We start from the raw sequence: 13,223 nt of genomic DNA, 5'->3' as shown, positions 1-13,223 counted from the left end.
TCCTCATGTCCGTCACCCCGTCGCACCTTCGCCGCGCTGTCGTGGCATCGGTACTTCCCGTCGTCCTGCTGGCCGGATGCGCCGGCGCCCCCAAGGATTCCACATCGTCAGCGTCGTCCTCCCAGTCTGGCGCTGGTCCAATCACTATCACCAACTGTGGTCAGAAGGTCACCCTTGACAAGCCGGCCACCCGGGCTGTGACTCTCAATCAAGGAGCTACTGAGGACGTGTTGGCTATCGGTGGTCAGACCAAACTCGTCGGGACCGCCTATCTTGATAGTGGGATCCCCGCGAAGTGGAAGAAAGCCTACGATTCGGTCAAGGTGCTCTCTAAGGAGTATCCGTCCAAGGAGACCTTCTTGGCTGCCAAGCCTGATCTGGCCTTGTCCTCGTATTCGAGCGCTTTTACCGATAAAGCGGTGGGAACACGCGAGGAGTTGAAGAAGCAGGGAATCGCCACATATATCAGCCCCTTCGGATGTCCCAAAGGTACCCGGTCAGCCGAGGCCACTTGGGCGAATGTGTGGAAGGAGATGAGAGAGGTTGGGACCCTCGTCGGGGCCGAAAACGCCACTGACAAAGCCATCGCCGGACAGCGTAAGTCCCTCAAAGAAGTCACCGGTAACAAACATGGCGGTGGGACCTCGATCGTGTGGTTTGACTCGGGTGAGAAGGTTCCATTCATCGGAGCTGGTCATGGCGGCCCGCAGCTGCTCATGGACGCCGTCGGGGCCAGGAACCTTTTCGCGAACCTCGATGGGGGTTGGGCTGACGGTTCATGGGAGAAGATCGTTAGTTCCAATCCAGACGTCATCGTCGTTGCGGACGCCGATTGGTCAACAGCCAAGGACAAAATCGCTTATCTAAAGAAGGACCCCGTTCTCAGCCAGATGAAGGCGGTCAAAGAAAACAAGTTCGTCACCGTGCCATTTTCTCAGAGCACCCCTGGTGCTGAGCTGGTTGACGGAGCCAAGACCCTCAATGACGGCCTGGCCAAGGTCGCCGGGAAGTGAGCCGCTGGCGCGGATGGTTCCTGCTTGGCATTGTCGTTGCTGCCCTGATCGGTAGTGCTCTTATAGTCCTGGGGATCGGGGCGGTCCGAGTCCCGGTTCACGACGTCGCACGGGTGGTTGCGCGACGTTTTCGGCTCATCGAGGGGGCTGATGTCACGGTCCTCGATGATCAGATCGTCTGGCAGATGCGGGCCCCGCGAGTCATCGGATCGATGGCTGTTGGTGCTTTGTTGGCGATGTGTGGCGCAGTGTTGCAGACTCTGACTGGCAACGACTTGGCTGATCCGTACCTACTAGGTATTTCCAGCGGTGCATCGGTCGGGGCGGTCTTCGTCCTGGTCGTCGGGGTTTCCAGCGCTCTCGGGCAGTCGGCCCTCATGGCCCTGGCCTCCTTTGTCGGAGCCATCGGAGCCTTGGTCATGGTGCTGGCGATGGCCACTGGCAGATCAGGGGAATTACCTGCCAGCCGGACAATTCTGGCCGGTGTAGCCGTAGGCCAGCTATGCGGGGCAGCGGTGTCGGTGATGATCATGGTTTTCGGGGAGTCGAATGCGGCCCGTTCGGCTCTGTCATGGACGCTTGGGTCCTTCGCCGGGCTGAGGTGGGGGTCGACGATCACCTTGGTTGTCGCGACCGTGCCTGCGCTGGTCGTCGGTATGGCCTTGTGCCACGTCCTTGACGCTTTCGCGTTTGGAGATATTAGTGCCATGTCGTTGGGTGTTCCGGTGAACATCGTTCGCTGGGCGATCATGGTCAGCGCCGCTCTGCTGACGGCCCTCAGCGTGGCTTTCGCCGGGCCTATCGGCTTTGTTGGGCTCACGGGTCCTCACATCGTGAGGTTCTGGACCGGGGTCCGTCACGCCCGTCTCTTGCCGGTATCTGCCCTGACCGGAGCGCTGCTCATGGTGTGGTCAGACACCGCCGCACGATGCCTGCGCCCTGACACTGAAATCCCAGTGGGCGTCATCACGGCAATCATCGGGGCTCCGGTGCTGGTCGTGCTTTTGCGTCGACAGGCCTCGAGATCATGACGGCGGTCACAGTGCCAGCAGTATTGAGGGCTGAGAGCCTTGGTTGGAGCGTGGACGGAAAGACGATTCTGTCAGGGGTTAGCGTGGAAATTCGTCCCCAGGTCATGTCGATGATTATTGGCCTCAACGGATCCGGCAAGACCACCCTGCTTCATCTACTCGCGGGGCTGCGCAAGCCAGGCGAAGGACGAGTGTGGCTGGGGAAGCGTGATCTCGCCCGGATCGGCATCAAGGAGCGTTCCGGGATGATGGCCCTGCTGGAGCAGAATTCGTCGGCTCATGTCGAACTGACGGTGCGCGACGTCGTGGGGCTGGGGCGCATTCCGCATCGTGGACGATGGCGTATGGGCAAGCACGGTGGTGGACGCGACGCCGTGATCGTCGAGGAGGCCATGGCTACCACCGGCGTCGTCGAGCTTTCCGAGCGGGCATGGTCGTCGCTATCAGGTGGCGAGAAGCAACGGGTGCAACTGGCGCGTGCCCTGGCTCAGGAGCCTGAGATCCTCATGCTCGATGAGCCCACCAACCACTTGGATCTGCGTCACCAGATCGACCTGCTGGAGCGAGTGCGAAGTCTTGGGCTGACGACGATAACCGTCATCCACGATCTCGACCTGGCCGCCGCATACGCAGACGACGTCATCGTTTTGGACTCGGGTCGCATGGTGGCCACTGGACCTGCCGATGATGTGCTGACCTCTAACGTGGTCCGTGATCACTTTGGGGTGGTAGGGAGTTTCTGGACGACGCAACGTCGCGGTTTCGTTTGGCACGGGTTAGAGAATGTATGACCGCTGATACAACTGACGTCACTGAAGAGATGGAAACCACGATCCGCATAGCGGTGTCTTTGAGATGGGGTGATGCCTTTGACGCAGACATCGCCCGTCAGATCGCCGAGCAGGTGGGCGCGGACCGGTCCGCCTGTTTGCAGGGGCCGAGCCCGGCAGAGAAAAATTCGCCATTACCCGCAGGCGGTCACGTTGGCTTCCCCTCGTCGGAGGGCAATGCCTCCGATCTCACCGGCACCCTCGATGCCGTGGCCTCCACTGGAGCTCGCCGGATCGAACTGGTTGGCTGGAGCGCCCAAGACGGCCCGGTGCCGATCTCGTGGCTGCGGCGGGTCTCCGGGAACTGGGTGCGAAATCACCCAGACGCGGCGCAGGTGGTCGTCTACGCCGGGACAGTGCGTCTGGGCCAGGAGATGGATGACGATTGGCGCACCGTCACCGGCAATGAGGCCCCGTTGCGCAGCGTGGTTTGGGAGGAGTTCCCGCCGTTCCGTCATCATCTGCTGGTGTGCCGTGGGCCGAGGTGTTGTGCACAGGGGGCTGTGGCTCTGCATGACGTGCTGCACAACAAGTTGGTTCAGGCTGACGCCATCGACACCGAGGTGCTCGTCACCGTTACCGGCTGCATGTTTCCCTGCAATCACGCCCCGCTGGTGGTGATCTGGCCCGACGGCAAGTGTCTTCGCCTCACCGAGGACAACATCGACGAGATCGTCAGGGATCTTTCCGCACCCCAAGAAGCGTCCCTTACTGCGTCGATGCCCCCGCCGACACCAGATATGAGGTAGGTCACAACATAGTGGTGTTCTTGACGCCATAACGGCAAACTAGCGACAGGGCTCTCCGTCAGTACGACATGGATGATGATGGTGCGGTAAGCCCACAGCTGGCCATACCCAGCGGTCAGGCCTGAACGGGCCGATTTAAGCTTCCACGTCCCAGGAACCGCGTAACCAGTTCATGTGTTGGGAGGATACCGCGGCGTAGTATTGAAAGTGGCGTCTACGGCTCCCGCGCCTAGGCCATAGGGGCCGCTTATAGACACATCATCCAGAATTGGGTCGAGATCGAGAATCTAATCCCGACAGGGCCGCGGTCGTCGTCAGTGCGACGCTGGTGACCTTCACCCCGGTGGTGGCGAACTGGCGAGTCAGACATGCGGAGGCCAGGCTGGAAATGGTCGTCCCGACCGAGATAACGACCGTAAGGAATCCCGCCCACGACACTGTAACACCCAAGTCCAAAAGCACGGTCGGCCATCTGGCCCCGACGAAGAGTCTGGTAGCCCGAGACTGATAAAGGCGAGGCAGATGATCGCCAGTAGCAGCGCAGCCATGTGCATATTCCGACAGGGGTCACCGACGATGACGGATAGCACTGATAACGCAGTAGTGGAGCTGTGCACGGACGTGTCCGTCGGCGTCAACGTGTTCAGCCAGATAATCCCGCAGGGCGGCAAGGAGATTGTCACGTTGTGCGGTGCTTCGGCAACTGTGCAACGACCATGCATGGACAGGGCTGCCGTGCAGGTAGAAGTCCATGCCAGCCTCGACGCCGTCGAAGTCCCAATTCATGGTGCGTTCAGTCAGGGCGATGTCGTGGAAGTGCGCGACCAGACGATCCCGAGCGACCTCGGGACGGCCCCACAACACATGCGGGGGAATGGAGGAACTTTTGGGTGAAAAGATCTCCATCATGCGGTTGGTCATGGTGGCTTGGAACCCTTCGTCGGTGAAGACCGCCATGACCAAGGCCCCGTCCGGGCGAAGGATGCGATCCCATTCGGCCGGACCTTTGACGGGGTCGCAGTACATCGACCCGAAGGAGCTGACCACCGCGTCGACGGACTCGGGGTCCAATCTGGTGGCTTCTCCTGTGGCCGACGACCAGGTGGCACGGGGCGCGGCCTGTTTCCCGATTCTCCGCATCCGCCCAACCGGTTCGATCGCGGTGACCGCGAAACCGGAGTCAAGGAGGGCATTGGTGGTGTCGCCGTGCCCAGCGCCAATATCGACGACAGTGGCTCCTGCGGGAATCATTCTGCCTACCTCGGCGGCAACGACGCTGGAAGCGGGATGCAACTTTCGGGCCATCGGGGTGTAGTCACAGGAAGCCCAGACGTCGAAGGGGGAAAACACGCCGGCAGTATAACAAGCCGTGGGTGACGCCGATGCGGCACGGAGGCGTTGGCTACTGGCGGACCAGCGACGGAGTGAAATTCGACGTTATCGTGAAGTATGACGGTCGCGCGGACGTGACAGCTGCCGAGGTGGCTCACCAGCGATCGTGGGCCCGCGACTCCAGGACGACTGGCTGAGGTCTCAGATCGGATGACACTGTGAGTGGCATCATCGGGCATGGCCGCACGGCTCCTTCACTGGTCTTCCGATCGGTATGAGTCCACCCTGTGCCGATGTCGCGTAGGACGATCGCGGCGTATTGTCCGCAACCGGGAGAAATCATGACACCGACTCCCCTTCACCCCTCCTCCCCCCGCCGCAAGAAGCCTGCGGACCAGGCTCCGACGCCAGATGGCAAGCACGATGCGCCGGGTCAGAACCTTCATGGACATCGTCGACTGCAGGTGGAAGATGTCACCGTCGTCGAGCGTGGGCCCATGCGCCAAGCCATTGCCGGGACCATCGTTGGCAATCTCATGGAGTGGTATGACGTCGGCGTTTATGGGTATCTGGCCGTGCTCATCGGCCGTGTCTTCCTTCCCGAGGCCGCACCATCCGTCAAGAGTCTCTTTTCACTCGGCGTGTTCGCAGTGACCTTCGTTGCGAGACCACTTGGTGGAATCATCTTGGGGCAGCTAGGCGACCGCTTAGGCCGTCACAGAGTGCTTGCCCTCACCCTCACCATGATGTCGGCCTCAACCTTCCTTATTGGCATTCTGCCCGACTATTCGGTCATCGGAGCATGGGCGCCCATTTTGCTCATCGTCCTTAAGCTCGCCCAGGGTTTCTCGACCGGCGGCGAGTACGCCGGGGCGACGACGTTCATCACCGAGTACGCTCCCGATAGGCATCGAGGGTTTTATGCCTCGCTGCTTGACCTCGGTTCCTACTTGGGATTTGCCAACGGTGCGGCCGTCGTGTCGTCGCTCCAGCTCACCATGTCGGGTGCGGCGATGGAGGGATATGTGTGGCGCGTACCATTTCTTATCGCCTTGCCCCTCGCGTTGATCGCCATCTATTTCCGCTTGAAGATTGAGGATTCACCAGCCTATTTGCAGGCCCAGGCCGGAGTCGCCAATCGCAATCAGAACCCGACCAAGGGGATCGCTGGCCTGGTACGCAGCTATTGGCGTGAAATCCTCACCGCCTTCGTCCTAGTCGCGGCCGCTAACACGCTCGGCTACGCCGTCACCTCATATATGCCCACTTACCTGACGACGACACTGGGCTACGACACCGTGCACGGAAACCTGCTAACCCTGCCGGTGCTCGTCCTTATGAGCTTGGGTATACCGGTTGCCGGAGCACTATCGGATCGGATCGGACGCAGGCCCGTGCTGTTCGGCGGATCGGTGGGTGCCATCTTCCTGGCCATTCCGGCATTTCTGCTCATGATGCACGGGCAGTTGTGGTTGACCCTGCTGGGTCTTTTCCTGCTCGCCGTGCCTGTCGCCCTGTACGTGTCGAACCTCGCATCCGCGCTGCCAGCACTGTTTCCCACGTCGTCGCGCTATGGCGGTATGGGAATGTCATACAACCTTGCGGCTGCGCTGTTCTCCGGTACGGCACCATTCATCATGGAAGCTTTGGTCACCGTTACCGGGGACCGGCTTGCTCCAGCGTATTGGATTATGGGAACGTCGATGGCCGGATTCATCGCGGTGCGCGTCATGGGGGAGAGTGCCGGCAAGCCGATGCCCGGTGCAATGCCCACCGTTCTCACTCACGAGGAAGCCCATCATCTCGTGGAGACCCAGGATGAGAACCCCGACCTGGACATCGAGAAGGTGCTTAGAGACGCCGGCGAACTCGACTGACCAGGCTCCTCGACTGACCAGGCTCAATTGAGGAAGAGCCGGATTCCGATTCACCTGCGCTCATGATCTTTCCTCGATGAGGACCTCATCGAGGAAAGTAACTATGAATAGTTGTTCGCTACCAAAGGTCGTTTTTCTAAATGTTCCAGAGCCGGTCGGCACAGGTCGACTGGCTCCGGCCACCTCCGTTCAGCAGCAACGCGCTTGAGGATTGCGGTCCTGACGATTGGACTGGTCACGCCAGAACGCCTTCTCCGACATCGGCTCATGATGGGCGTGACGGCACCATTCGAGGTAGTTGCGTAGGCGTCGGCGCCGGTGACGCCGCGCACCCACCACCTCAGGGACGACCAGTATCGTCGCCACAATGGGTCGGTGGGCTGGTGCCGGGGCGCGGTGGTCACGCATGCTCCTTGTCTTTGTGGACACTCTCCAGATCAAGCTCAGGGTGCTTGTCGTAGAAGGCGTCCCACTCCGCTTGCAGGTCTTTCTCGGCCTTGGTGGGCATGAGACCACTGGGAGCAAAGATCTTGGAGGCCTTGGCTGGATCCTCGGTGTCGATAATGTTGCGGCCATGCAGTGCTTGGACGGTGCGAATACAGGCCACGATCATGACGATGAGGGCACAGACGACGAAGATGATTGACATCGTTCCCTGGATGGCTGTATTGCCGACGACGGTGTGCATGTCCTCGATGTTCTTGGCTTGTCCCAACGACGACTTGCCGGCAGCGATGGCCCGCTTGTACGTCATGTGATTGGCCCAGTAACCGATCTTCGGATCGGGGGAGAAGATCTTCAGCCAGGATCCGTAAACCGTGATGATGGCGGTGAAGAGCATCGGTACGAAGATGATGAGTAGCCGCCACGTATGGCCCGCTCGGGCAAAGACCACCAAGCAGATCGACAGGGCGACAGCTGCCAATAGTTGGTTAGCGATGCCGAAGAGTGGGAAGAGGGTGTTGATGCCTCCCAACGGATCGGTGACGCCCATGAGGAGGATCGAGCCCCAGCCAGCCACCATGGTTGCGGTGGTCAGCCAGGAGCCAACTTTCCACGAGTGGTCTTAAGTCGGGGCCAGAAGTTACCCAGCGCATCGGAGAGCATGAACCGGGCGACGCGAGTGCCAGCGTCGACCGAGGTGAGGATGAACAGGGCCTCAAACATGATCGCGAAGTGGTACCAGAAGCTCATCATGGCCTCGCCACCAAAGATCTTGTGCATGATCGTCGCTAGACCAACAGCCAGGGTGGGGGCGCCACCGGTTCGACTGACGATCGATGTTTCGCCGACGAGCTTGGCTGTTGTCGTTAGTGCGTTGGCGTTGGCGTGCACACCCGACAAGCCCAAAGAATTGACGTAAGCAACGGCGGACTTGACGGTATTTCCGGTCGCACCGGCTGGGGAATTCATAGCGAAGTAAATGCCCCGGTCCACCGATAGGGCGGCCACCAGAGCCATGATTGCTACAAAGGACTCCATGAGCATGCCGCCATAGCCGATGAGACGTGCCTGGGATTCCTTTTCGATGAGCTTTGGGGTGGTTCCAGAGGAGATCGTGGCGTGGAATCCCGATAGCGCTCCACACGCGATAGTTACGAAGAGGAAGGGGAAGAGTTTTCCGGAGAAAACCGGGCCTGCTCCGTTGGTGGTGTAGACCGTCATTGCTGGCACGCTGATGACCGGGCGGACGATGACGATCGATATCGCCAACATCGCGATCACGCCGACCTTCATAAAAGTGGACAAGTAGTCACGGGGAGCCAGCAGCATCCATACGGGGAGTACTGCGGCGATGAATCCGTAGATGATGATGGCCCAGGCCAAAAACGGCTTGCTTAGATGGAGGGCACTAGCAACGGCGGTGTTCTCGATCCAGGCCCCTGATGCGATCGCCAGCACGAGCAGAACGATGCCGATGATCGAGACTTCAAGTACTTTGCCCGGGCGCAGATACCGCAGGTAGAAGCCCATGAGCAGGGCGATTGGGATGGTCAAGCCGACGCTCCACACCCCCCACGATGAAGCCGCCAGGGAGTTGACCACGACCATAGCCAGGATAGCCACGATGATGAGCATGATTGTCAAGGTGGCGATAAGCGCAGCGATGCCTCCGAAGCGACCCAACTCGTCTTTGGCCATCTGACCGAGGGACCGTCCGCCGCGTCTCATCGAGATGACGAGAACAAGGTAATCCTGGACGGCGCCTGCCAAGATGACGCCGACGATAATCCAGATCGTGCTTGGGAGGTAACCCATCTGGGCCGAGAGCACCGGGCCGACGAGGGGGCCAGCGCCAGCGATGGCGGCGAAGTGGTGGCCGTATAGGATGCGGCGATCCGTGGGGGCGAAGTCCCGGCCATTGTAGTCATACTCGGCCGGGGTGGCGCGGCTGTCGTCGGGATGGACGAGCTTGTCCTGAATGTACTTGGCGTAGAACCGGTAGCCGATGAAATACGAACCGATGGCCGCGAAGACGAACCAGATGCCGTTAACCGTTTCGCCACGTCGCACGGCGAGCATCCACCAGCCCAGCCCGGCGACCGCGGAGATGAGGATCCAGATCGTCACGCGCAGTGGCGTCCATCGTCGCTGACGGGTGCGCTCTTCGTCCGACAGGCTGACGGCAGGCATACCTTCGGGAATGTCCGAGTCGTTGTACGTACGGGGTGGGGCGGTGTCCACAGTGACCTCCAGTGGTGTCGTTCGTTCCGACCGCGTGGTGGGAATCGGGATGGCGCCTCCCACCCCTTCGTCCGACAAGTCCGATAGAAAGACTACGCCATCGGGATTTCTCCGGCGCCGCTGGATCATCTTCCGCGCCCTGCTGGCTGACGAAAACGATCGAGGGTCCCGTAACGATATGACGCGATCAACGATTGCCCCGACTGCACGACATGTGATCTTATATCTCGCATAATGATATGGTCATCGTGCTGGCTGGGTGACTCGTAGGTGCGAGGTGCCATCAGACCGGGCCATACCTTGGGGGAGGCAGCGCATGGGCATGCGAATGCGTCGTTGCCGTTGAGATACGTACCACTTCACTGTGTCGGTGCAAGCCAAGTTGCGTAGCTTGCAGGCCGAATTGGGGTTTGCTTGCTTGTCTCGCACGACTTGACAGTCGTTGAGCAGATCGCAGCCCGCATTGTGGTCCTCAGTCGAGGCCGCATCGTCGAGCAGGGGCCAACTCCTGAAGTGCTCTCGCATCTACGGGAGGAATACTTCCGCTCCCTGGTGGGTGTCGTTCCCGACTCTGACCCGGCGATACAGCGAGCTCGCCGAGCCCGGGTGGCCGCCAAACGGTGAGGCTTGTCAGTCCAGGGTGGTGAGGATGCGCGCTCCGTTCTTTTCGACGACGAGGGTCTGTTCGAATTGGGCGCACCGGGAACCATCATTGGTGAGGACTGTCCAGCCGTCATCCCATTGATGGTTGGACTGGTCTCCCAGGGTGAGCATCGGCTCGATGGTCAGCGTCATGCCTTCTTCAAGGGTGACGTCATAGTGCGGCTCGTCATAGTGGAAAACGATGAGACCGGAATGGAAGGCGCTGTGGACGCCGTGGCCGGTGTAATCACGCACTACGCCATAGCTGAAGCGCTTGGCGTAGTTCTCGATGATGCGACCAATGATGGAGATTGAGCGACCGGGCTTGACAGCCTTGATCGCCCGGTTCATCGCCTGCTGGGTGTGCTCGATCAGGTCAAGGGATGCCTGGTCAACGTTGCCACAACCGAAGGTGTAGCAATTGTCGCCATGCACACCGTTCTTATACGCCGTGACGTCGATCTTGACGATGTCACCATCTTCTAGCGGCCGAGAATCGGGGATGCCGTGGCAAATGACTTCATTGACGCTGGTGCAACAAGATTTAGGGTAATTGCGGTAGTCGAGGGTCGACGGGTAGGCGCCGTGATCGCACATATATTCGTGGGCGATGCGATCGAGCTCGTCAGTGGTGACTCCGGGTGCCACGGCTTTTCCGGCCTCGTGCATGGCACCACAAGCAATCCGGCCGGCCTCTTCCATGGCAGTGATCGTCTCGGCCGACTGCACGTGGGAGCCGTCATAGGTTTCCGGAACGTCGCCCAGGCCAACATAAGGCGGACGGGCAATGTTGCCGGGGACGTGACGACGAGGACTCTGAGGATACGGCTTGATGGCATTCACATCGATCCAGTGTAGGTTCTGTGGACGTTTCCTTGTTTTCCGACGGTTGATGGCGTCAATGAGCTCCAAGTATGCGTTAAGAGCGATGTAGGGCGTCAAAGATCTCCGCTGCTGTCGGGCGCGTCAGCGTCCGATCGTTGCATCCGTTGGCGAGCACGATCACGCGGTCGGCGGTTGCTGCGATATCAAGATCATGGGTCACCATGACGAGCGCTGTTGATTCGGTGACCGTGCGTCGCAGTAACTCGAGGATGGTGTCTCTGGCACTAACGTCGAGAGACCCGGTGGGTTCGTCAGCGAACATCACATGGGGTCGGCGGATGAGAAACCGAGCGATGGCCACCCGCTGCCGTTGCCCTCCTGACAGCTGACTGGGGTATTTGCGAGCGCACGAGCTCAGCCCGACAGTTTCCAGAGCGCGCAGGATCTCGCCTTTGCGGGGCTTCCTCCGCGCGAGACGGGCAGATAGGGCGACGTTGTCGCGCACACTCAGCGAACTGATGAGGTTGAGGTCCTGGAAGATGAATCCGACATGGTCGCGTCTGATTCGTGCCAGATGGGTCTTGCTTGCCGAGCTGATGTCGTTACCAGCCAGGAGAATCTGGCCCTGGTCGGCAGATCTGAGGCCACACAGGCAATACAGCAAAGTCGACTTACCTGCTCCCGAAGACCCGACAATGGTGACGAACTCTCCGGGATGGACGTCCAGGTCAACGCCTTTGAGGACCTCCATACGCTGGGAACCCCGACCAAATCCCTTACGCACGCCGGTTGCGCTAATGAGAGGTGTCATGAACGTGCTCCGAGGATGACACTGACGGGCTCCCTGCGCATTCCGGCTGCGGTGATGATAAAGAGCATGGTGACGGTAAGAACGACTCCGAATACGACAACTGCGGCACTAGACCATCCGGGAACTAAAACTGGGACTGAACCCACCGGTCCGGCCGACAAGGCTGTGGCCATGGCGACGTCGTTAGCAATGACGATGGTGTAAGAACACAGCAAGCAGACGACGGTATATACCGCTGCTTCAACGATGACCTTGACTATAACGTCGCGGGTGGCGGCTCCCGACACCATCAGCAGGGCATTGTCGCGCCGACGGTGGGAGGCCGTGGCGAAGATGATGGCAGCTGCGCACACACACGACGACAACAGGTCCACCAAGTAGTAAAAAGAGTTGTCGAGGCGGAGCTGACACGGATCCCGACTCTGGCGCCAGTGTGTCCATGACCCATGTCAGTTCATGGATCCAGCTGGACATGACCCCCACGGCCGCAGCTGCCAGAGTGATGGGAACGACGAGGGCACGCGTGAGTGCTGGCCTGGCACTGGCCTCGCGAGTCGCGAGAAACCCAGGCGTTCCCAGGGGGATGCCCCGTAAGACTGCCGTCAGGGCGCGCACGAGCGGACGGGAAACCACCGCGAACAGCAAGCAGTTCAGCAGGCCCATCCCTGGATAGGAGGTGAGGACCTCATTCAACTGCTCAGGGTCCGATATCCGATCCGCATGTCCGATCACCAGGTACAGCGTCACCGTTCCAGCCACCAGCACGATGGCTGCAATCGCAGTAGTGATTTTGGCGCCAACGGTCGTGCTGGGAGGAATCCCCGACTGGGAGGCACTAACGAGGTCTTCGCGGACGACCTTCTTGGCTGATCTCACTCCAGAGAGCAGACTGACTCCAGCCGTTGTCGCTATTCCGATGACCATTGCCACCAGAGGTAGCGGACCGGTCAGAACATCACTGTGAGGCAGTCCGCTGTCGTCAACGAAGTGGGTGTATTCCGGCCACAGGACCATTGCGGTCAGCCCTCCGAGGAGCGCTGAAACGATGGTGACGAGGAAAATCTCGACAATCATGATTGCCAGTGCCGCAGTTGGCAAAACCCCGGCGATCTGCCACAGCGCTACATCCTGGCGTTGCAGTCTGACGCAGGTACTCACGACGAGTCGGAAAGAGATAAGCCCCGTCAGCACCGTGAATCCCAGAGCAACCCCACCCATCGAGACATAGGCTTCTTGAATCTCCCCCCGAGCACTTGCGCCAGCGACGATGAGGCCAATGCTCAGCGTCAGAACCACCATGAGCACCGCCGAGGTGATGATGAGGGCTAGCCACGACGCGGCGCCCCTAGCTACGGAGTTAATGGCAATCTTCAGGGTCAATCTGGCTCCGCAGGTAAGAAGAGACTGAGTCACCTTAGGATGATATCG

12 protein-coding genes and 2 pseudogenes are annotated in these 13,223 nt (G+C 60.0%); 6 read left to right on the top strand and 8 right to left on the bottom strand.

Annotation, left to right across the window (positions count from 1 at the left end):
- The first annotated feature begins 5 nt into the window (after positions 1-5).
- The 4 genes from F1563_RS04095 to F1563_RS04080 are packed head-to-tail and all read left to right on the top strand — an operon-like array spanning position 6 to position 3,623.
- Entirely contained in the window at positions 6-1,013 is a 1,008-nt protein-coding gene (locus F1563_RS04095) for an ABC transporter substrate-binding protein (RefSeq protein ID WP_002527777.1), read from the top strand.
- Positions 1,010-2,044 carry a FecCD family ABC transporter permease gene (locus F1563_RS04090; protein ID WP_002527776.1) on the top strand — a complete coding sequence of 345 codons (1,035 nt, stop codon included), beginning with the start codon at positions 1,010-1,012 and terminating at the stop codon, positions 2,042-2,044. The genes F1563_RS04095 and F1563_RS04090 overlap by 4 nt, the downstream gene beginning before the upstream one ends.
- Entirely contained in the window at positions 2,041-2,835 is a 795-nt protein-coding gene (locus F1563_RS04085) for an ABC transporter ATP-binding protein (RefSeq protein WP_002527775.1), read from the top strand. Before F1563_RS04090 ends, F1563_RS04085 begins: the two co-directional genes overlap by 4 nt.
- Positions 2,832-3,623, top strand: a complete 792-nt coding sequence (locus F1563_RS04080) for a (2Fe-2S) ferredoxin domain-containing protein (RefSeq protein WP_002527774.1) — start codon at positions 2,832-2,834, stop codon at positions 3,621-3,623. The genes F1563_RS04085 and F1563_RS04080 overlap by 4 nt, the downstream gene beginning before the upstream one ends.
- A gap of 258 nt (positions 3,624-3,881) precedes the next feature.
- Here the strand turns inward: F1563_RS04080 and F1563_RS04075 are convergent, their stop codons facing one another.
- Together F1563_RS04075 and F1563_RS04070 are read right to left on the bottom strand one after the other, a co-directional pair.
- Positions 3,882-4,085, bottom strand: a complete 204-nt coding sequence (locus F1563_RS04075) for a hypothetical protein (protein WP_002527773.1) — start codon at positions 4,083-4,085, stop codon at positions 3,882-3,884.
- Positions 4,086-4,190: 105 nt separating this feature from the next.
- Positions 4,191-4,973 (bottom strand): class I SAM-dependent methyltransferase, encoded by a 783-nt coding sequence (locus tag F1563_RS04070; protein ID WP_007433612.1) that lies wholly within the window; start codon positions 4,971-4,973, stop codon positions 4,191-4,193.
- A gap of 323 nt (positions 4,974-5,296) precedes the next feature.
- On the opposite strand from F1563_RS04070, the gene F1563_RS04065 reads away from it, so the two are divergent.
- Positions 5,297-6,832 (top strand): MFS transporter, encoded by a 1,536-nt coding sequence (locus tag F1563_RS04065; RefSeq protein WP_002527770.1) that lies wholly within the window; start codon positions 5,297-5,299, stop codon positions 6,830-6,832.
- Positions 6,833-7,021: 189 nt separating this feature from the next.
- Here the strand turns inward: F1563_RS04065 and F1563_RS04060 are convergent.
- Positions 7,022-7,236: pseudogene (locus F1563_RS04060) on the bottom strand (CstA-like transporter-associated (seleno)protein).
- Positions 7,233-9,517, bottom strand: a pseudogene (locus F1563_RS04055) (carbon starvation CstA family protein). Before F1563_RS04055 ends, F1563_RS04060 begins: the two co-directional pseudogenes overlap by 4 nt.
- Positions 9,518-9,949: 432 nt before the next feature.
- On the opposite strand from F1563_RS04055, the gene F1563_RS04050 reads away from it, so the two are divergent.
- Complete coding sequence (locus F1563_RS04050) at positions 9,950-10,141, top strand: hypothetical protein (protein WP_002546514.1); 192 nt, start codon at positions 9,950-9,952, stop codon at positions 10,139-10,141.
- A 6-nt stretch (positions 10,142-10,147) separates the two neighbouring features.
- On the opposite strand, the gene map is transcribed toward F1563_RS04050, so the two are convergent.
- The 4 genes from map to F1563_RS04030 form a co-directional block, all read right to left on the bottom strand.
- Positions 10,148-11,002, bottom strand: a complete 855-nt coding sequence (gene map / locus F1563_RS04045; protein ID WP_172623565.1) for a type I methionyl aminopeptidase — start codon at positions 11,000-11,002, stop codon at positions 10,148-10,150.
- Positions 11,003-11,078: 76 nt separating this feature from the next.
- Positions 11,079-11,795, bottom strand: a complete 717-nt coding sequence (locus tag F1563_RS04040) for an ABC transporter ATP-binding protein (protein WP_007433616.1) — start codon at positions 11,793-11,795, stop codon at positions 11,079-11,081.
- Complete coding sequence (locus F1563_RS04035) at positions 11,792-12,148, bottom strand: FtsX-like permease family protein (RefSeq protein WP_308478938.1); 357 nt, start codon at positions 12,146-12,148, stop codon at positions 11,792-11,794. The genes F1563_RS04040 and F1563_RS04035 overlap by 4 nt, the downstream gene beginning before the upstream one ends.
- Positions 12,036-13,208, bottom strand: a complete 1,173-nt coding sequence (locus F1563_RS04030; RefSeq protein WP_007433618.1) for an FtsX-like permease family protein — start codon at positions 13,206-13,208, stop codon at positions 12,036-12,038. Before F1563_RS04030 ends, F1563_RS04035 begins: the two co-directional genes overlap by 113 nt.
- Positions 13,209-13,223 lie beyond the last annotated feature (15 nt).

Source organism: Cutibacterium modestum (assembly GCF_008326345.1).
Taxonomy (GTDB): domain Bacteria; phylum Actinomycetota; class Actinomycetes; order Propionibacteriales; family Propionibacteriaceae; genus Cutibacterium; species Cutibacterium modestum.
This window is presented reverse-complemented; position numbering and strand designations above follow the sequence as displayed.

Excerpts from the sequence above, each read along its gene's own strand:
- F1563_RS04040 (WP_007433616.1), bottom strand. The coding sequence starts at position 11,795 with ATGACACCTCTCATTAGCGCAACCGGCGTGCGTAAGGGATTTGGTCGG.
- F1563_RS04080 (WP_002527774.1), top strand. The coding sequence starts at position 2,832 with ATGACCGCTGATACAACTGACGTCACTGAAGAGATGGAAACCACGATC.
- F1563_RS04095 (WP_002527777.1), top strand. The coding sequence starts at position 6 with ATGTCCGTCACCCCGTCGCACCTTCGCCGCGCTGTCGTGGCATCGGTA.
- F1563_RS04065 (WP_002527770.1), top strand. The coding sequence starts at position 5,297 with ATGACACCGACTCCCCTTCACCCCTCCTCCCCCCGCCGCAAGAAGCCT.
- F1563_RS04085 (WP_002527775.1), top strand. The coding sequence starts at position 2,041 with ATGACGGCGGTCACAGTGCCAGCAGTATTGAGGGCTGAGAGCCTTGGT.